This window comes from Mesoflavibacter sp. SCSIO 43206 (assembly GCF_019904215.1).
Taxonomy (GTDB): domain Bacteria; phylum Bacteroidota; class Bacteroidia; order Flavobacteriales; family Flavobacteriaceae; genus Mesoflavibacter; species Mesoflavibacter zeaxanthinifaciens.
Window position 1 is genome coordinate 501365 of the sequence record NZ_CP063201.1, and the last position, 19545, is coordinate 520909.

General features: G+C 31.5%; 14 protein-coding genes and 1 tRNA gene. 5 read left to right on the forward strand and 10 right to left on the reverse strand.

What is annotated here, in order from left to right; genetic code table 11:
* Positions 1-31: 31 nt before the first annotated feature.
* Positions 32-535 (forward strand): nitroreductase family protein, encoded by a 504-nt coding sequence (locus tag INR78_RS02585; protein ID WP_370632527.1) that lies wholly within the window; start codon positions 32-34, stop codon positions 533-535.
* 53 nt (positions 536-588) lie between these two features.
* Here INR78_RS02585 and argS read toward each other — a convergent pair whose 3' ends face one another.
* On the reverse strand, positions 589-2373 hold the full coding sequence (gene argS, locus INR78_RS02590; RefSeq protein ID WP_223077348.1) for an arginine--tRNA ligase: 1785 nt from the start codon (positions 2371-2373) through the stop codon (positions 589-591).
* Positions 2374-2682: 309 nt separating this feature from the next.
* Between argS and INR78_RS02595 the strand changes: the two genes are divergently transcribed.
* Entirely contained in the window at positions 2683-4749 is a 2067-nt protein-coding gene (locus INR78_RS02595; RefSeq protein WP_223077349.1) for an ATP-binding protein, read from the forward strand.
* A gap of 1 nt (position 4750) precedes the next feature.
* Here the strand turns inward: INR78_RS02595 and ctlX are convergent, their stop codons facing one another.
* Together ctlX and INR78_RS02605 are read right to left on the reverse strand one after the other, a co-directional pair.
* Positions 4751-5683 (reverse strand): citrulline utilization hydrolase CtlX, encoded by a 933-nt coding sequence (gene ctlX, locus INR78_RS02600; protein WP_223077350.1) that lies wholly within the window; start codon positions 5681-5683, stop codon positions 4751-4753.
* A 74-nt stretch (positions 5684-5757) separates the two neighbouring features.
* Positions 5758-6312 (reverse strand): thioredoxin family protein, encoded by a 555-nt coding sequence (locus INR78_RS02605; RefSeq protein ID WP_223077351.1) that lies wholly within the window; start codon positions 6310-6312, stop codon positions 5758-5760.
* 146 nt (positions 6313-6458) lie between these two features.
* Between INR78_RS02605 and INR78_RS02610 the strand changes: the two genes are divergently transcribed.
* Positions 6459-6854 (forward strand): hypothetical protein, encoded by a 396-nt coding sequence (locus tag INR78_RS02610; protein WP_223077352.1) that lies wholly within the window; start codon positions 6459-6461, stop codon positions 6852-6854.
* Between the two features lie 3 nt (positions 6855-6857).
* Here the strand turns inward: INR78_RS02610 and INR78_RS02615 are convergent, their stop codons facing one another.
* The 6 genes from INR78_RS02615 to porU form a co-directional block, all read right to left on the reverse strand.
* On the reverse strand, positions 6858-7538 hold the full coding sequence (locus INR78_RS02615) for an SDR family oxidoreductase (protein WP_223077353.1): 681 nt from the start codon (positions 7536-7538) through the stop codon (positions 6858-6860).
* A gap of 92 nt (positions 7539-7630) precedes the next feature.
* Positions 7631-9265 (reverse strand): pyruvate dehydrogenase complex dihydrolipoamide acetyltransferase, encoded by a 1635-nt coding sequence (locus tag INR78_RS02620; protein WP_223077354.1) that lies wholly within the window; start codon positions 9263-9265, stop codon positions 7631-7633.
* A gap of 3 nt (positions 9266-9268) precedes the next feature.
* A complete protein-coding gene (gene pdhA, locus INR78_RS02625) occupies positions 9269-10267 on the reverse strand; it encodes a pyruvate dehydrogenase (acetyl-transferring) E1 component subunit alpha (RefSeq protein WP_223077355.1) in 999 nt (332 codons plus the stop codon).
* A gap of 89 nt (positions 10268-10356) precedes the next feature.
* Positions 10357-10839, reverse strand: a complete 483-nt coding sequence (gene cdd / locus INR78_RS02630; protein ID WP_027880339.1) for a cytidine deaminase — start codon at positions 10837-10839, stop codon at positions 10357-10359.
* An 82-nt stretch (positions 10840-10921) separates the two neighbouring features.
* On the reverse strand, positions 10922-12160 hold the full coding sequence (gene porV / locus INR78_RS02635) for a type IX secretion system outer membrane channel protein PorV (RefSeq protein ID WP_223077356.1): 1239 nt from the start codon (positions 12158-12160) through the stop codon (positions 10922-10924).
* Between the two features lie 32 nt (positions 12161-12192).
* On the reverse strand, positions 12193-16092 hold the full coding sequence (gene porU, locus INR78_RS02640) for a type IX secretion system sortase PorU (RefSeq protein ID WP_223077357.1): 3900 nt from the start codon (positions 16090-16092) through the stop codon (positions 12193-12195).
* Positions 16093-16355: 263 nt separating this feature from the next.
* Between porU and gldJ the strand changes: the two genes are divergently transcribed.
* Together gldJ and murF are read left to right on the forward strand one after the other, a co-directional pair.
* Positions 16356-18035: a gliding motility lipoprotein GldJ gene (gene gldJ, locus INR78_RS02645; RefSeq protein ID WP_223077358.1), complete on the forward strand. Its 1680-nt coding sequence runs from the start codon at positions 16356-16358 to the stop codon at positions 18033-18035.
* Between the two features lie 69 nt (positions 18036-18104).
* Positions 18105-19385, forward strand: coding sequence for a UDP-N-acetylmuramoyl-tripeptide--D-alanyl-D-alanine ligase (gene murF / locus INR78_RS02650; protein ID WP_223077359.1), 1281 nt, complete (start codon positions 18105-18107; stop codon positions 19383-19385).
* 36 nt (positions 19386-19421) lie between these two features.
* Here murF and INR78_RS02655 read toward each other — a convergent pair.
* Positions 19422-19496, reverse strand: a tRNA-Val gene (locus tag INR78_RS02655).
* Between the last annotated feature and the right edge of the window lie 49 nt (positions 19497-19545).

Consider the following 19545-nt stretch of genomic DNA (forward strand, 5'->3'; position numbering starts at 1 on the left):
AAAGGAAGAAGACATTCAGTCATTAAAAGAAATTCTAAGATTAAGTCCTTCTTCTATAAATAGTCAACCTTGGAAGTTTACATTTGTAAGAGATCAAAAAACCAAAGAAAAATTTTCTAAAGTATCGTGGATTAACACAGAAAAAGTCTTGGATTGCGACACTTTAATAGTTTTAAGCAGAATAGACAATTTAGAGGTTTTTGAAAATCAAATTAAAAAAGAATTGCCAGAAGCTGCTGTTAATTATTACAAAGAAACCATAAAACCAAAACCAGAGTCTTATATTAAATCCTGGTTTGACAAACAAGTCTATTTATCTTTAGGGATACTTTTAAGTGCTTGTGCAGAAATGGGTATTGATTCTACACCAATGGAAGGTCTTAACCCTGAAGATTATGATAAAATTTTAGACCTTGACAATTATGCTACTTTAGTAGCTGTTGCAATAGGATATAGAGATGAAGATGATCATAATCAACCTAGTAAAAAACCTAAATCTAGAATGTCTATTGATAAAATAATAGATACTGTCTAATAAAAAAACGCTTTCAATTTTTGAAAGCGTTTTTTTATAACTCTAAATGTGTTTTACATTCGTTCAGGCACATTAATACCTAACAAACTAAAAGCATTTTTTATAGTCTTTGCTACTGTATTTGATAACTGAACTCTAAAAACAATTTCGTTTTTAGTATCTGCACCTAAAATTGATACATTTTGATAAAAGCTATTAAATGCTTTTACTAAATCGTAAGTATAATTAGCAATTAAAGCAGGACTGTGTTGTGCTGCTGCTTGTTGTACAGTATCAGGAAATAATTGTAGTTGTTTAATTAATTCGCGTTCTTTTTCGTGTAATTCTATTTCATTTGCATCTAGTTTTACAGTAAAATCTACATCCGATTTACGTAAAATTGACTGTATTCTTGCATACGTATATTGAATAAACGGACCAGTATTTCCTTGAAAATCTATAGACTCTTTAGGATCAAATAGGATTCGTTTTTTAGGATCTACTTTTAAGATATAATACTTTAATGCACCAAGACCAATAGTTTTATAAAGTTCTTCTTTTTCGTCTTCAGAGTAACCGTCTAACTTACCTAATTCTTCTGAAATTGTTTTTGCGGTAGTTGCCATATCTGCAATTAAATCGTCTGCATCTACAACGGTACCTTCACGACTTTTCATTTTACCTGATGGTAAATCTACCATTCCGTAACTTAAATGGTATAAGTTTTTAGCCCAATCAAATCCTAATTTTTTAAGGATTAAAAACAGGACTTGAAAATGATAATCTTGCTCGTTACCAACGGTGTAAACCATACCACCAACATCAGGGAAATCTTTTTTACGTTGTATTGCAGTACCAATATCTTGAGTCATGTAAACTGCTGTACCATCTGCACGTAGGACTATTTTCTCATCTAAACCATCTTCGGTTAAATCGCACCAAACAGAGCCATCTTCACGTTTATAAAATACACCAGATTTTAGTCCTTCGCTAACAAATTCTTTTCCTAATAAATAAGTTTCGCTTTCGTAATATAATTTATCAAAGTCTACACCAAGATTTTTATAGGTTACGTCAAATCCATCGTAAACCCAACCATTCATTTTACTCCAAAGTGCGACTACATCTTCATCTCCAGCTTCCCATTTTTTAAGCATCTCTTGAGCTTCAACTAAAATTGGAGCTTCTTTTTTTGCTTCGTCTTCTGTTTTACCTGAAGCTTTTAAATTTTCAATTTCTTTTTTATACTCTTGATCAAACTTGACGTAATAATTCCCGACTAACTTATCGCCTTTTAAGCCTGTAGTTTCTGGTGTTTCGTTGTTTCCAAACTTTTGCCAAGCTAACATACTTTTACAAATATGAATACCTCTATCGTTTATAATTTGTGTTTTATAAACTTTTTTACCAGAAGCTTTTAAAATCTCAGCAACACTGTAACCTAAAAGGTTATTACGTATATGACCTAAGTGAAGTGGTTTATTAGTGTTAGGCGAAGAATACTCTACCATCACAGCATCATTTTCTGCAATAGCATCTTCAAAACCGTAAGTTGTTTTATCTTTTATTGCATTAAAAAACTCTACAAAATATGATGCGCTAATTTCTAAATTTAAAAAGCCTTTTACAACGTTAAAACCTTCGACTTCGTTTACATTTTCTACTAAATAATTACCTATAGACTCTCCTATTTGCACTGGATTACCTTTTACAACGCGCAACATAGAAAATACAACAACAGTAATATCTCCAGGAAATTCTTTACGTGTTGCTTGAAATTCTACAGATTCTAAATCGGCATTAAATTTACTTTTTACTGCGCTTTTTATTTGCGTTGTTAGGATGTCTTGAAGATTCATATTTCTTATAAAAATTAAAGCGCAAAGATAGTATTTTTAAGGTTTTAATTGAATGTAACAAAATTTAATTTTACTTAAAACACTTCTTTAAAACACATATTTTTCAGGTAAAAAAAATGAACTTAACCGTTAGTCTAATTTTTTGGTATTACCTCTTAAAAATTATGTATAACGACTATAATTATTCATTTTTATATCCATGAAGGAAAAATCCCTCTATTTTCTTCATTTTAATTAAACTAAGTTATGTGTATAATTTAAAATAATGGTTTATCGCTACCATTATTTAATTATCACTGTGTGAATGAAATGAAGGGACTAATCGTCTTATTTTTAATGTTTTTTGTAGGGTCCGTATGTTTTTCGCAAAACGAAGAACTGGATAGTCTTACAATACAATTAGCTTACCAAAACCCTGATACATCAAAGGTAAATACTTCTATTAGTATTATTAAACTTTTGTTTGAAAATAAGGATTTTAGTAAAGCCAGCAAGTTTATACAACAAAGTGAAAGATTAGCTAATGACCTTGATTACAAACAAGGCTTAGCTAAAATTATATATTACAAAGCTAAAATCTATCAAGCGGAAGGTAAAAAAACTAGAGCTATAAACACCTTAAAAAATGCTCGTTTACTATTTTCTAAAACAAAAGACACACTTGCTGTAGCAAAAGTAAACAGTAATTTAGGTGTTTTAGAAATAGAAAACGGCAACTACAAAGAAGGATTATCTTATGCACTTTCTTCTATCAATGAACTTGAAAAAAGAAACCGTTTTGACGACTTATCATCTATCTATAAAAGCTTAGCTAATGCCTATAAAACTTCTGGAGATTTAGATAAAGCTATAACTTATAACCTAAAACGTCTTAATGCAGATAACCAAAGTAATAACACAAAAAGGTTAGTAGAAACAAATAAAGATTTAGGTAATATTTATTCTACTAAAAAGAATTACACACAAGCTATAAGTTATTACGAAAGTGCTTTAGGTTATGCCAATTCTACAGATACAGCTTTAAGAGCTAGTATTTTACCGTATTTAGGTAATGCTTATCTAAAAAAAGAAGATTACAAAACATCTGCCAAATATTTAGTAGAAGCTATTAAGTTAAATCGCGAAGTAGATAATAAGAAAGAAATGGCTATTGCCCTAAATGCTTTAGGGGAATTAAATCTTCTTCAAAATAGATTAAAAACTGCTGAAGAACAATTATTAGAAGCTGCCAATATAAGCAGAATTGCTAATAATGACGAAGTACTAATGGAAAACTACAGGTTAATGAAAACCTTAGATTCTATTAAAGGAAATTTTGAAAGTGCTTTTGTATGGCAAAGTCATTACCATAAATTAAAAGAAAAAATAGATAGCCAACAAGTAAAAGTTACGCCTTTAATTATTGAAGAGCCAGAACAAACTTTAAATAAAGATCTTACATTAATCCCAGATACTAAAGAAGATACTGCTAATTCTGTAAGCAAAGATAAGTTTGATAAATTCAAACTTATCTTTTATGCTTTATTAGCTGCATTTGCTGTACTACTTACATTTTTTGTGTTGTTTTTAATGAAACGTAACAACAAATTAAAGTATACTAGAGAGCTTGAAGCTAAAAACAAAAAGATAGAGCTTCAAAATGAAGCTATTTTAGAACAAAGCAAGCATCTAGAAAATATCAATAAAGTTAAAGACAAACTATTTTCTATTGTATCCCATGACTTAAAAGACTCTTTAACCTCTACAAAAGGCTTTATAGACTTATTAAAAGATGGACAACTAAGTCAAGATGAATTTCATAGTCTTTTACCAGAATTAAGTGAAAATGCAAATAATGCGTCTTTACTATTGTTTAATTTACTTAACTGGTCTAAGTCACAAATGCAATCTTTAGAACCAAAACCTAGTTTGTTTGATATTCAAGAAGTTTTTGCAGACAAAGTAAAACTTATTGAAAGAAAGCTTGATGCTAAAGGAATACATCTAATAGATAATACACTTAGAGATTTTATTTATGCAGATAGAAGCATGGTAGAAATAGTTATACAAAACCTTTTAGCTAACGCAGTAAAATTCTGTAATAGAGGAGATAGTATTTCTATTTCTAATCAAATTAGTAATGGTAAGTGTATTATTAGTGTTGCAGACACAGGTGTTGGTATTAAAAAAGAAGACGTAAGCAAAATTTTTGGCAATAATACCTTTACCACACGTGGTACTAATAAAGAAAAAGGAACAGGTTTAGGACTAACAATATGTAAAGAGTTAGTCGAGTTAAATAAAGGATCTATTTGGGTAGAAAGTACAGTAAATGTTGGAAGCACTTTTTATGTAGAACTACCAAAAAATAAAGTTGAAAATCCTGGTGAGACATGAACTACACCTTCGGTAGAAATACCTCAGCCATCATACACCTCGCGCTTCCGCCACCACAAGTCTCTATAGTTTCTAAACTACTAGATAATATTGGGCAATGTGCTTCAATCATTTTAATTTGTTCTGGTGTTAAACTGTCGTGAGCAGATTGACTCATTACTAAGTATAATCTATCATCTTCACCTTTCACTTGAAGCATGTTTCCTGCAAATTCATGCATTTGGCCTTCAGTAATTTTTATAATTTGTTTACCATCTGCTTCTAAGTGTTTAACTACATTTTTACGTTCTTTTTTATCATCTATTGTATCTAAACAAATAACAGCAAATGTTTCTGCTAAACACATCATTACGTTAGTATGATATATTGGCAAACGTTTACCATCTACGGTTTGATTAGCCGTAAAAACTATTGGTGTAAATTCAAAATCTTCACAGAACTCTATAAACAAACTTTCGTCCGCTCTTGGCGACAACGCACAGTAAGCCTTTCTGTTTGTTCGATCTAATAACAAACTTCCTGTACCTTCTAAAAATACATCTTCGTCTTCAGCTTCTGTATAATCAATAAAATTATTGATTTTAAAACCTTCTTTTTCTAAACGTAAAAATATTTCTTCCCTTCTTTCTCTTCTTCTATTTTCTGCAAACATTGGATATAAAGCGACATCTCCATTTTCATGAAAACTCACCCAGTTATTAGGGAATATAGAATCTGGTGTATCTTGTTTAATATCATCATCTTCTACAATTACATTTACACCAACATTTCTTAATTTTTCTACAAACGCATCAAACTCTTCTTGTGCTTTAGCATTTACCTCAGCATTTTTTAAATCTATTTCTTCTTGAAAATAGTTATTTACTGCTGTTTGCTCATTCATCCTAAAATTTACTGGTCGAATCATTAAAATGGTGTTAGTTGTTTGCTTCATGTTGTTTAGAAAATGATTTTAAATTGAGCGCAAAATTATGATTTTTAAAAGATATTAATTGCCGTTTTAACTAATTATTTCCACTTAATATTACAACCCATTGATGGTAACTGATTTTTTAATGGTATATCATTATTTAAGGTTGAGTTGATAGCTGCTATTAAATCTTTACCTGTCAAAGGTTTATCGTTTCCTGGTCTGCTATCATCTAATCGTCCATGATAAGTAGATTTTAAATCTTTGTCAAAAACATAAAAATCTGGTGTACATGCTGCATCATAAGCTTTTGCTACATCTTGTGTTGGGTCATATAAATAAGGAAATGGATATTTATTTTCTGCAGCAACTTCTTTCATTTTTTCAGGAGCGTCTTGTGGGTAATTTTCAATATCATTACTACTAATAGCAATAAAATTAACGCCTTGACTTTTAAATTGGTTAGCTAACTCTACAAGCTTACTATTTACATGAATTACAAAAGGACAATGATTACAAATAAACATAATTACTGTTGCTTGTTTTCCTTTTAATTGCTGTAAGTTAAAAGTTTTACCAGTAACTGAGTCTTCTAAAGAAAACTCTGGTGCAATTGTATGTAAAGGAAAAGGGTTTGAAGGTGTTAACGCCATGATTTTGTTAATTTTTTATATATTTTTCAATAATTTATTTTGAACTTTAAATTATATTACTTTTCTTAGATAAAGATTAATGTTTTCCCTAACATTCTAATTGATTAATAGCACATATGAAGTTTTCCCTCTTTCTATTGCTTTTTATGACATTTGCTGTCGTAAAAGCACAAGACACATCTGAAACTGCCCAATATTTAAATGTCACTAGATACAGACTTAAACCAACCGAATTAGCATTACATAAAGATATTAATTCTGAAAACGTTTACCTAAAGATTTATAAAAATCACAAAGGAAGTATTATAGAAGATTATAAGTTTTTTAAACCTAAAAAAAATGAAATACTTTTCTTTTATGGTTTTAATAATGAAACTAATAAAACAGAAATGTTTTTTAAAATTCATAACAACTTAAAAGAGGCTTACAAAAACAAAGAGTTTGAAAAACTAATAAAAATTGTAAAAATCTTGCAATATAATATCTTTTACAAGGATAATTTTTCTAGTGCAGATGCATATACCGCCTTAGAGCGCGCTTAATTTTTAAGGTGTAGAATTAGATACTTGCAATAGTTTACCGTTATAATATTTTTGTCCGTTTAAAGAAAAATCGGCTATATAATCTGCCATTCCTTTAGCAGTCGTTGGTGCTATGTAACCAGGAAAAGCCTCTTCTAGCATTTCGGTTTGTACTGCTCCTAAAGCCAAGACATTAAAACTTGGTCCTGTTTCTTTATATTCTTCTGCTAACAATTCGGTTAAAGTAATTACAGCGCCTTTACTAGAACTATACGCTGCTAAACCAGGAAACTTCATACTACCTTGTACTCCACCCATAGAACTTACTGTAACCACATGACTTGATTTAGACATAAAAGGAATTACAATTCTTGTCATTTCGGCAACACCAAAAACGTTGGTTTTATACACGTACTCAAAATCTGATATAGATGTTTCTGCAAATGGTTTGTTCAACAAAGCGCCAGCATTATTAATAAGTACATCAACTTGTTGCCAATTGGTTTTTATAAAATCTTCAACTTTATGATAATCGTCTTCTTTACCTAAATCGAAAGAAAACGAAGTAACGTTTTGCAAATTAAGATCAATAACTGGTTGCTCGTTTCTTGATAATGCTAATACATTATATCCTTTTTGGGCAAAGATTTGAACTAATTCAAAACCAATACCGCGACTTGTTCCTGTTATTATTATGTTTTTCATCTTAATTTTATTTAGATTATAAAGTTAAAAAAACCTGTTTCAAATAAGATGAAACAGGTTTTATTTTATTTAGTTTTCGCTTACGCGGAAATTTAAACTAGCATTGTTACAGGATTTTCTATATATCCTTTCAATGTTTGAAGGAATTGTGCTCCTGTAGCACCATCTACTGTTCTGTGGTCACACGCTAAAGTTAATTTCATTGTGTTACCTGGTACAATTTGACCGTTTTTAACAACAGGTTTTTGCACGATTGCTCCAACAGATAGAATTGCAGAATTAGGCTGATTAATGATAGACGTAAAGCTTTCTATTCCAAACATACCTAAGTTAGAAATGGTGAATGTGCTTCCTTCCATCTCATCTAAACTTAATTTTTTGTTTCTAGCTCTACCTGCAAAATCTTTTACCGCAGCTCCAATTTGAGGCAAAGATTGCTCGTTAGCAAACTTTACAACTGGCACTAGTAAACCATCTTCTACAGCTACTGCAACACCAATGTGTACATGATTGTTTAATTTCATCTTATCGTCAAACCACTGAGAGTTTACTTGTGGATGTTGCTTTAATGCCAATGCACAAGCCTTTACAACCATGTCATTAAATGAAATTTTTGTATCTGGTAAAGAGTTGTATTGTGTACGGAATGCTATTGCATTATCCATATCAAACTCTACATTTAAATAGTAATGCGGTGCAGTAAACTTAGATTTAGCCAAGTTTTTAGCAATTGCTTTACGCATTTGGCTGTTTGGCACTTCATCAAAATCTTCTTGACCTGAAGGTACAAACTTACCAACTTGAGCAGATTGTGCTGCTGGCGTAAAGTTTTCTATATCACGCTTTACAATACGACCGTTTTCTCCAGAACCTTTAACTTGAGATAAGTTAATTCCTTTTTCGTCTGCCATTTTCTTAGCTAATGGCGACACAAAAATGCGTCCTCCAGAAGCTGTTTGAGTTGGCTGAGCAACAGGTTTAGATTCTGTTTTAGTGTCTTGTTTTGGCGTTTCTTTTTTAGGCTCTGGTTTAGACTCTTTTTTAGGAGCTTCTTCTTTTTTAGCTGACGCATCTCCACCAGCTTTAAAGTTTTTAGCAACACCTGAAACATCTGTTCCTTCTGGTCCTAAAATAGCTAATAAAGCATCTACTTTTGCAGATTCTCCTTCTTCTAAACCTATGTGTAATAACGTACCTGATTGAAACGATTCAAACTCCATTGTCGCTTTATCAGTTTCAATTTCTGCTAAGATATCTCCTTCTTCAACTGCATCACCAACTTTTTTAAGCCATGTAGCTACAGTTCCTTCCTCCATTGTATCACTTAATCGAGGCATTGTTACTACTGTAACGTCTTCTGGTAATTCTTCTGAACTACTTTCAGATGAATTATCTTCAGAAGTGTCTTCTTTATCATCTGTATTTTCTTCTGACTTCTCTTCTTCTTTTGTTGAAGATTTACCATCTAAAAGGCTTGAAATATCTTCACCTTCTTCTCCTATAATCGCTAAAAGCTCGTCTACTTTAGTAGTTTCTCCTTCTTGAACACCAATATGTAATAATGTCCCTTCGTAAAAAGACTCAAACTCCATTGTTGCTTTATCGGTTTCAATTTCTGCTAAAATATCACCTTCTTCAACTTTATCACCTACTTTTTTTAACCAAGTTGCGACAGTTCCTTCTTCCATGGTGTCACTCAAACGAGGCATATTTATTACTTCTGCCATAGCTTATAATTTGTGTTGTATAAATGGATAATCTTCTTGTTCGTATACAGAATCGTACATTACATTCTTTTCTGGGAATGGAGACTCTTCTGCAAATTTCTCACATTCAGAAACTAATTTTTTAACGCGCTTATCAATCTGCTTAATCTCTTCTTCTGTAGCGTATTTTTCTTCTAAAATAATATCTTTTACTTGCGTAATAGGATCTATTTTCTTGTATTCTTCTACTTCTTCTTTTGTACGATAGTGTTGTGCATCTGACATTGAGTGACCTCTATATCTGTAAGTTTTAACCTCTAAAAATGTTGGTCCGCCACCTTTTCTTGCACGTTGGATAGCTTCGTCAAAAGCTTCTGCAACTTTAATTGGATTCATACCGTCTACTGGTCCACAAGGCATTTCGTACCCTAAACCTAACTTCCATATATCTGTATGATTTGCTGTTCGCTCTACAGATGTACCCATTGCATAACCATTGTTTTCACATACAAAGACTACTGGTAAGTTCCATAACATTGCTAAGTTAAAAGACTCATGTAATGATCCTTGTCTTGCAGCACCATCACCAAAACAGCAAATTGTTACCGCATCGCTATCGTGATATTTATCACCAAAAGCAATACCTGCTCCTAAAGGTATTTGTCCTCCAACAATACCGTGACCACCGTAAAAACGGTGTTCTTTAGAAAAAATATGCATTGAACCACCTAAACCTTGAGATGTACCAGTTGCTTTACCATAAAGCTCTGCCATTACTCTTTTAGGGTCTACACCCATTCCTATTGGTTGTACATGATTACGATAAGCAGTAATCATCTTGTCTTTAGTTAAGTCCATAGCATGTAATGCTCCTGCTAATACTGCTTCTTGACCGTTGTAAAGGTGTAGAAAACCTCTAACTTTTTGTTGAATGTAAACTGCTGCTAGTTTGTTTTCAAACTTTCTCCAAAACAGCATGTCTTCATACCATTTTAAATACGTTTCTTTAGTTATTTTTTGCATTGGTGACGTTTATAGTTTTACCGATTAACAAAAGTAACACTTTAGTTAGTAACGAAAAAACTGAAAATAATAAAAAATTAACGAAATCGTTATAGGTAGCTTTTATCAAAACCTAATGGTAAAAGATTTGCTAAAGAGTTAGACCTTACTACTTTTCCTGATTCCCCCATAAAATAAATTTCTATTGGATGGTTTTGTTTGTTTTCATACTCTGATATAGCTTGTCTACAAGCTCCACAAGGAGGTATAGGTGTTATTGTTGTATGTATTTTTGAACTTGCAGAAATAGCCATTCTTATTATTTTTTCTTCAGGATATTTAGCTCCTGCAAAATAAATTGCTGTACGTTCTGCACATAATCCTGAAGGATATGAAGCGTTTTCTTGATTGCTACCTGTTATTATTTCTTTGTTTTCTAATAACAAAGCAGCGCCTACATTAAATTTAGAATATGGTGCATAAGCTTTTTCTCTGGCACTTATTGCTTGTTCCATTAAATCTTGAACTTCTTTTGGTGTATCATTTAAATGATCATAAACCTGCAAAGTTGTTTCTATTTTCACTTCTTTCATATTAATAAAGATACTAAACAATTATAGACAAAAAAACTATTGCTTTCGCAATAGTTTCTTTTTAACGTCTTTTTAATATTTTCTAATATTCATCGTATTCTCCAGCTCCAAGGTTAAAGGTTAGAGAAAACCTTAATGTTCCTTCTAAAGGACTTGGCACTTTTGATGATGAAAATAAGTACGACATATCTAAGTTTAACACGTTGTATTTAAATCCTGCTCCTAAAGCAAAAAACTTACGTGCACCTTTAGTTTCGTGCTCATTAAAATATCCTGCTCTTAGTGAGAATGCATCTTGATAAACATATTCTGCTCCTAAAGCGTAGGTAAATTCTTGTAACTCTTCTTTAAAACCTCCTGGTGCATCACCAAAAGATTGAAAAATCCCTGATAAAAATGGCACATCGTTATCTTGACCAGAGAAAACTACATTAGAATTAACAATATCTCCTAAAGTATCACCTTCATCATAAACTCCATTGTTATTTTCATCTATGTATTCATACTCATCACCTAAAATTGGAGGTGTTGGTACTAGCAACTTTGCTACCTCTACTGTCACTCCTAATTTGTTATATTCATCAAATATGAAATCAAATCCTCCTCCTAGTCTTAAGTTGGTTGGCTGAAAATTTTCTACACCTGCTTCGTCATACTTAAATTTAGGTCCGATATTTTGGATAGCAAATCCACCACGCCAGCGACCATTAAAATCACTGTAAGCTTCTTCTTCACTTTGATAAAAACCTGAAATATCTACGCCAAATGTACTTGCTGCAGAGTTATCATTATTACCTGTATTTAGTTTTAAATCTGATCTTAAATAACGCATTGTAACAGCCATACCAAATTGGTCGCTTAATCTAAGTCCGTATGATAAATCGACAGTAAACTCATTAGGTCTTTGTATTAATGCTTCTGAAAATTCATCTTCAACAAATTCTATATCTCCTAAAGAAAAATATTTAAAACTTGCAGCAAAAGCACTATTTTCATTTATTCTATTAAAGTATGTTACATTTCCTAAGAAAATATCATTAACCAATTTGCTTAGATATGGTGTGTAACTTATTGCTACTCCTGATTTATCTTCTGAAAAAACATATTTTGAAGCATTCCATTGCTGAGAAAAAGCGTCTACAGATGTAGCTACACCCATATCTCCTAGTGATGCTGCACGTGCATCTGGTGCTATTAATAAAAAAGGAACTCCTGTAGTGATTACCCTAGTATCATTAGCATAGTCAGGAATAATTGTTGTTTGCGCAAACCCTTTGATTGTTAAAAAGAATATTACAATTATTAAAAATCTATTTTTCATATATATAATTTGTTAGCAAATATAATTTATTATTATAGTATTACAAGTTTCTCTATTTTCTCTGTGGTTTTATTTGTTGAAGGTGAGTGTACTTTTAGTTTATAAATATAAGTTCCTTTTCCTATTTTTTGACCAAAATCGTCACGTCCGTCCCAAATAATATCTCTCGAAGTTCCTGCTGCAGAGCCACCACAACATGAACCACCGTTTGCTCCTGTTGTCCCGTTAAGTGTTCTCACCAATTTACCTGATATTGTAAATATCTGGACTGAAATATTTAATGCTTCTGAGCTATTATGACTAAACCAAAACTCTGTATAATTTACAAAAGGATTTGGGTAGTTTAAGACGTTTGTCAATACTAAATTTTCATTTTCTTCATGCACTACAAATTGTATCTCGGTAGTAGAAGAATTATTGTATACATCCCATGCTTTTAGTGATAAGGTGTGTAAGCCTGGCTCTAAATTTCTTAATGGATAAGTTAATGATCCTTTAGTATAATTGTCTACATCTGCAGTGTAGTAATCATTTAACACAAATGGGTTAACCTCATCACCATCTAAAATCGCAACTATATCATGCCCGATACCACTTGCTGTATTAATACCGTTTTCATCTTCTAATTTTGCTAAGATCATTGGTGACTCGTTAGTAATTCCTCCAGAAACAAAAGTTTCATCATTCATGTATAGTTGAATTGTTGGTGGCAAATTATCTTCTTCTGCATCTGGATTTATACCTCCAATTTGTAGGGTATTAACACTAGCTCCTGTTTTGTCTTCTAAAGAATCTTCTTTTACAGCATAGAAACTTACTTTTCCATACCCTACAGGTATACCTATATCTTTGGGAACGATAAAATCAAACTCAAATTGCCCATTGGTTACAGAAGCTTGACCTCTAAACACTAATGCTCCTAAAGTTGTAAAATCTAAATAAATAGTCCCGTTATTATTTGTTGTATTATCGTTAGCTAAGGTTTGTCTTTCAATTTCTTTATCATAGATTGTTGCTGTTAAAGTACCATTGTAGTCTGTTAACACATTTCCATTAACATCTGTTACCTCTCCAGAAAGCTTAGCATAACTTAACGCTTGTAGAACATCTGTGTTTTGACCTACTGGAACATCATTTATTTTTGTTAGTCTTATATTAGGCTGAGGAAATGCTAACTTTAATGCAGGATCACCGATAAAAAACGCTAGACTTTTTTGAGATGATGTAAATGATGGATCATTTTTTGCTAATCTTAAAGCTTCTGCAGCACTAGGATATTCATGATCGTCATAAGTATCTTGATCACTAAAAGAAAATAAATATTCTTTTAATATTTCATTAAAATCTCTTCCTACAGTTACAAATATTTGTCTAGTAGTGGTTATTAAACCTATTGCTCCTGCATCTTTATTCCAATAAATTAATTCTCCTGCAGTTTCCCTTAAAGGGTTATCAAATCTTGTAAATTCACAAGTTACGGTAATAAACAGATTTAATTTACACTCGTTATTTAATGCTTGTACGTCTGGTTTTTGCATGATACGCTCTTTTGCTAAACCATCTTCTCCTCCATGTCCAAAATAATCTACAACTAAAGCTCCTTTTTCTATTGCATTTGCTATCGCTACATTTACTTCTGGATATCTATCTCCTCCAGCAGAAGCCACTTGTTGATAAGCATCTGAATGAATTTTTGTTACATTTATATAAGGTTTATTTAAGGATACTTCATTAGCTATTTGATCTGTTGTTTCTTGCAGAGTTGCTTCCCATTGTTCATCAACATCATCTGATATGACCACAAAGTTATTTCTCCAAACACCTAAAGCATCTTTAGAGTGATAAGTAACAATTTTATCTACCATATCTTTTGCTAATTGTGGAGAATCTGCTACGATACGACCTAAAGCAACATCTAATTTATTTGCACTGTTATAAGCATCTAAGTTTCCTTCTCCTAAATCTAAATACCCATAAAAGTCATCTGAAATAAAAGAGTTAGAAAGATTAAAACTACTGTAAGCATTCCATGTTGGAAAATTATATGTGTTTGATGAAATTCTTCCTTTGTAATCAAATGACGAGTCTCCAAAAAGGCACAGGTATTTAAGTTTATTTTCTGGTGAACTTGCATTATCATAAACGTATTTTACGAAATTTCTTATAGCTGCAATATCTGGGTTACCAGTAGCAAATTCTTTATAAATAGAGCCAAGCGTTACAACCTTTACATTTAACCCATATTTTTCACGATTAATTTGAGCCAAACGATTTGCTTGTCCTAAATGAGAAGTTGTTGTTAGTATTAAATAATCAATATCCTGAAAGTTTCCGTTGTTATCTAAAAAAATTGAGCCTTTTAAATTTTGATTACCAACTATAGCATTTTGTGGTATTGTAGGTATGTAATAGTCTTGAGAGGTTACTGCTACAAATTTATTCTCTACACCTAAATTTGTATTAAAATTTAATGTAGCGTTTCCTTCATTTACAATTGAAGATACGTTATATAAATCTGTAATATTCCAAACTTCTTGAACTTGACTTGCATTTGATAAAGTGTAAGATGCTACACCAGTTCCTTGAAAAGCTAATCGGTTAAAGAATTTAAATTGATCACCAATAAAATCTAAATCTCTTACAGCTTCTACACCTATATAATCTAAATATCCATTAGCACTTGGATTACCTTGGTTATTATAGTTTAAACCAACATTTATTGTATTAGAACTTACATTAATATTTTGAGTAAGACTACCGCCTGTAGCATAAACACCATCTGAAGAATTTGCGCTAGAATGATTAATACTACCTATTTGAGTATCATTAACACTAACTCCAAAAGTTGTACTATTAGATGCGGTAGATGCGGTATGCACTCTAACATTTACTGGTTCTGTAACAACTAAATTAGGGAAATCAAAGCTAAAGCTTTGTGAGTTTTCTACATTAAACTCTTCTCCAAACCATCTTCGCCCTACAAAAACAAGATTTCTTTCGTCTACTTCATGAAATTTATAGTCATGAAAAGTAGTAAATGATGCACTAACACTTCCTGTTGGTTGTATGTAATTCTGTATACGTTTACCATTGCCAGAGCTTATGTTTATATAGTAAACCGTTTTATCGGTATAAGGATTTATATTAGTATTAATACTTGTATTATAAACATCTGCAGATGGTCCTTGAGCATAAAATAATATATAATCAGAATCATTAAAAACACCGTCTGTTTCTCCTACTACTTTAATAGCGTTTTCAATTGGATCAAAAGGAAAATTTGCTACGTTATTGTAAGGCATCATCATTCCACCATAACCATATATCTTTATATTTCTTGGATCTACGTTATCTACATTAACTCCTAGTTGACTTAAAAAAGATTTATTTAAAATATAGACTCCAGATTTTTGGACTTCAAACTTATACCAGCTTCCGTTTGCTAATACTGAGTTAATGACAGAAAAAGAACTTGAGCTTCTAAAAGAATTTGAATTACTAGTAATGTAATTAATAGTAAAAGACTTTACTCTTTTAATACGGTTTCCTTCTTTAACAAAGGTTTTAAGTCTAAATACAGCATAGCTATCTTTTCTTCCTTTTGCATTTTTTAAAGAATATTCTAAAGTAGAAGGAATTGAAGAGAGTTTTAATCCCTTTAGCTCTTCTATAGTTACTGTTTGATAGGTTACATTAGATAGGTTTACAGAATTTTCATTAACTGGTATTGATGTTTTCCATTCGTTAGAATAAATAACACCGTTATCTAAATCAAAGCTAAAATTTTCTTCAGGTAAAAATGCCGGAACAACAACCGAAAAGCCATCTGCTTTAAGTGTTTTGTAAGAATCCCAATTTAAGGTTACACTTTTCTGCTGAGAAAAAAGTGGCAAAACAAATAGTACAGCAAGTACAATTAAAATCTTTTTCATTGCAATAATAACGTCTAATTTTATATGATATTATTTAATTCTTAATAATTTCATAAAACAGTTTCAAAATTACAATAATAAAATTGAAATAAACACGTTATAGTGACTGAAAACAACGATAAAACTCACATAAAACATCGTTGTAAAGTAAATAAATAGGATTAAGTGCAATATTTTTTTTATTCAAAAAAGCTAAAATCTCTTGTAGTGTTGGGTATAATTCTTATATTGCGTCCTCTTAAAAACATTTTTATTCTAAACGCATGAATATGAAAAAAGTATTTTTATCAAGGTTATGTCTAGTTTTAGCAGTATCTCTAACCTTGGTAGGTTGTAAAAGATCTGGTGGTGGCTCAAACACTTCAAGAGCTACAGGATGGGACATTAACTCAAAAGATGGTGGTTTTCAATATAACACCAAATTTAAAGAGCAAGAAACAGCTCCAGGATTAGTTTTTGTTGAAGGAGGAACTTTTACAATGGGTAGAGTCCAAGACGATGTTATGCACGACTGGAACAATACTCCTACACAACAGCACGTTCAATCTTTTTACATGGATGAAACTGAGGTAACTAACAAAATGTACCTTGAGTATTTAGATTGGATTAAAAGAACATATCCACCAGAAGAAGAAAACTTTAGAGCAATATATAACGGTGTTTTACCAGACACATTAGTATGGAGAAACCGTTTAGGATATAATGAAGTTATGACAGAAAACTATTTACGTCACCCAGGTTATGGAGAATATCCTGTAGTTGGTGTAAGTTGGATACAAGCTGTCGAATTTGCTAACTGGAGAACAGATCGTGTTAACGAATTACAACTTCAACAAAACGGATACTTAAAACAAGGGAGCGAATTAGAAGCAACTGCAGACGCTAACTTTAGCACAGATACATATATTAACAGTCCAACTCAAACTTACGGAGGAAACGAAGATATTTTAAGAGGTGGAAAATTAAAAGCTCAAACAAATGCAGCAGGAGAAGAAATTAATGTTTATGCGTCTAGAGAAACAGGATTAATTTCTCCTAAATACAGACTTCCTACTGAAGCAGAATGGGAATATGCAGCATTAGGCTTATCTGAAGTAAGAAGTTATAATGTATATAGAGGTCGTAAAAAATATCCTTGGGATGGTCAATATACAAGATCAGGAAAACGTAAGATTAGAGGTGATCAATTAGCTAACTTTAAACAAGGTAAAGGTGATTACGGTGGTATTGCAGGATGGTCTGATGATGGCGCAGATATTACTGCTCAAGTAAAATCTTATGATCCAAATGATTTTGGTTTATACGACATGGCAGGAAACGTTGCAGAATGGGTTGCTGATGTTTACAGACCTATAGTAGATGACGAATTTAATGACTTTAACTATTACAGAGGAAACGTTTATACTAAAAACGTTATCACAGAAGAAGGTACTGTTAAAGTTGTAACTACTGATGAAATTGTTTTTGACACACTTCCAAATGGAGATGTAATTGCAAGAGATCTACCTGGAGAAATTGCAACACAACCAGTTGATGAAAAAGAAACATACTTACGTACAAACTTTGATAGAAGTGATAACAGAAACTTTAGAGATGGAGATGTTCAATCTTCAAGATACTACACAGACTTTGATGAAGAAGAAGGTGAAGCTTCTACAGATGAGTTTACAAGAAAAATGTACAACTCACCTAAACACAACATCGAAGTAGATTCTGCAGGAAACTTTATTAGAGAATACGACAAATCAGATAGACGTACTTCTTTAATAAACGACGAAGTAAGAGTTTACAAAGGTGGATCTTGGAAAGACAGAGAGTACTGGTTAGACCCAGCACAAAGACGTTACTATCCTCAAAACATGGCAACAGACTATATTGGTTTTAGATGTGCTATGTCAAGAGTTGGATCTAAATCAAAAGGTAACCGCAAAACAAAAAACTAATTCAATAAATATTTGAATAAATTAAAAGTCCTAACAAATTTGTTAGGACTTTTTTTATACTTTTATTTTATGACAATAGAACAAATACATAATAAATTTTTGAACTGTACAGGTGTATGTACAGACACAAGAAAAATATTTAAAGACTGTTTATTTATTGCTTTAAGCGGCGATAATTTTAACGGCAATACTTTTACTAAACAAGCACTAGAAAAAGGCGCTAAATATGCTATAATTGATCAAGAAGAATATATTATAGATAATAAAACTATTTGCGTAAAAAACACACTAGAAACTTTACAAAAATTAGCAAACTACCATAGAAAACATTTAGACTTACCCATTATAGCCTTAACCGGAAGTAACGGAAAAACAACAACTAAAGAATTAATTAATGCTGTACTTTCTAAAAAATATAGAACTGTAGCTACTATAGGTAACCTAAATAATCATATTGGTGTACCTCTTACATTACTTTCTATGAATAAAAATACCGAAATAGGTATAGTAGAAATGGGTGCAAATCATCAAAAAGAAATTCAGTTTTTATGCAAAATAGCTGAGCCTGATTATGGATACATAACAAACTTCGGAAAAGCACACCTAGAAGGGTTTAGAGGTGTTGAAGGAATTATAAAAGGTAAAAGCGAATTATATGATCACTTGATTGAAAATAACAAAGATATCTTTATGAATAGTGATGATAAAATTCAGCAACAAAAATTAAAAGACTATAAAAAAACAATATGTTTCTCTTCATCAAAAGAAAAATGTGATTATCAAATAGAATTTAAAGAAGTAAACCCATTTGTAGCTTTCTCTTTTGACAATACAATAATTAAATCAAACTTAATAGGCACATATAACTTTACAAATCTTTGTGCTGCAACAACAATAGGCAAACACTTTAAAGTATCAACAGATGATATTAAATCTGCTATTGAAAGTTACGTACCTACAAATAATAGATCACAAATAATACAAAAAGGGAACAACCAAATAATAATGGATGCTTACAATGCAAATCCTTCTAGTATGGAAGTTGCATTAGACAACTTAAATAAGCTTTCTGATAAGCGTAAAATAGCTATTTTAGGTGATATGTTTGAATTAGGAAATGATGCATCTATAGAACATCAAAATATAGCTGACTTGGTTACAAAACTAAATCTTGATAAAATTTATCTTATCGGAGAAAACTTTAATAAAGTATCTAGTAAAAACTATAAAATCGAAAAATTTTCTTCTTTTGAAAATTTCAAATTAAACTTTAAAGAAATTAGCAACTCAACTATACTAATAAAAGGATCTAGAGGTATGGCTCTAGAAAGAGTTTTAGAATTATTATAAAATAAAAAAGGTCTTCAAAAGAAGACCTTTTTTTTGTGGGCGCGAAGGGATTCGAACCCCTGACCCCTTGGGTGTAAACCAAGTGCTCTGAACCAACTGAGCTACGCGCCCTTCGTAATTGGATTGCAAATATAGACTAGTTTTTGAATATGCAAAAACT

Excerpts from the sequence above, each read along its gene's own strand:
- argS (WP_223077348.1), bottom strand. The coding sequence starts at position 2,373 with ATGAATCTTCAAGACATCCTAACAACGCAAATAAAAAGCGCAGTAAAA.
- INR78_RS02610 (WP_223077352.1), top strand. The coding sequence starts at position 6,459 with ATGACATTTGCTGTCGTAAAAGCACAAGACACATCTGAAACTGCCCAA.
- INR78_RS02595 (WP_223077349.1), top strand. The coding sequence starts at position 2,683 with ATGAAGGGACTAATCGTCTTATTTTTAATGTTTTTTGTAGGGTCCGTA.
- porU (WP_223077357.1), bottom strand. The coding sequence starts at position 16,092 with ATGAAAAAGATTTTAATTGTACTTGCTGTACTATTTGTTTTGCCACTT.
- INR78_RS02620 (WP_223077354.1), bottom strand. The coding sequence starts at position 9,265 with ATGGCAGAAGTAATAAATATGCCTCGTTTGAGTGACACCATGGAAGAA.
- pdhA (WP_223077355.1), bottom strand. The coding sequence starts at position 10,267 with ATGCAAAAAATAACTAAAGAAACGTATTTAAAATGGTATGAAGACATG.
- murF (WP_223077359.1), top strand. The coding sequence starts at position 18,105 with ATGACAATAGAACAAATACATAATAAATTTTTGAACTGTACAGGTGTA.
- INR78_RS02605 (WP_223077351.1), bottom strand. The coding sequence starts at position 6,312 with ATGGCGTTAACACCTTCAAACCCTTTTCCTTTACATACAATTGCACCA.
- gldJ (WP_223077358.1), top strand. The coding sequence starts at position 16,356 with ATGAATATGAAAAAAGTATTTTTATCAAGGTTATGTCTAGTTTTAGCA.
- ctlX (WP_223077350.1), bottom strand. The coding sequence starts at position 5,683 with ATGAAGCAAACAACTAACACCATTTTAATGATTCGACCAGTAAATTTT.
- porV (WP_223077356.1), bottom strand. The coding sequence starts at position 12,160 with ATGAAAAATAGATTTTTAATAATTGTAATATTCTTTTTAACAATCAAA.
- cdd (WP_027880339.1), bottom strand. The coding sequence starts at position 10,839 with ATGAAAGAAGTGAAAATAGAAACAACTTTGCAGGTTTATGATCATTTA.
- INR78_RS02615 (WP_223077353.1), bottom strand. The coding sequence starts at position 7,538 with ATGAAAAACATAATAATAACAGGAACAAGTCGCGGTATTGGTTTTGAA.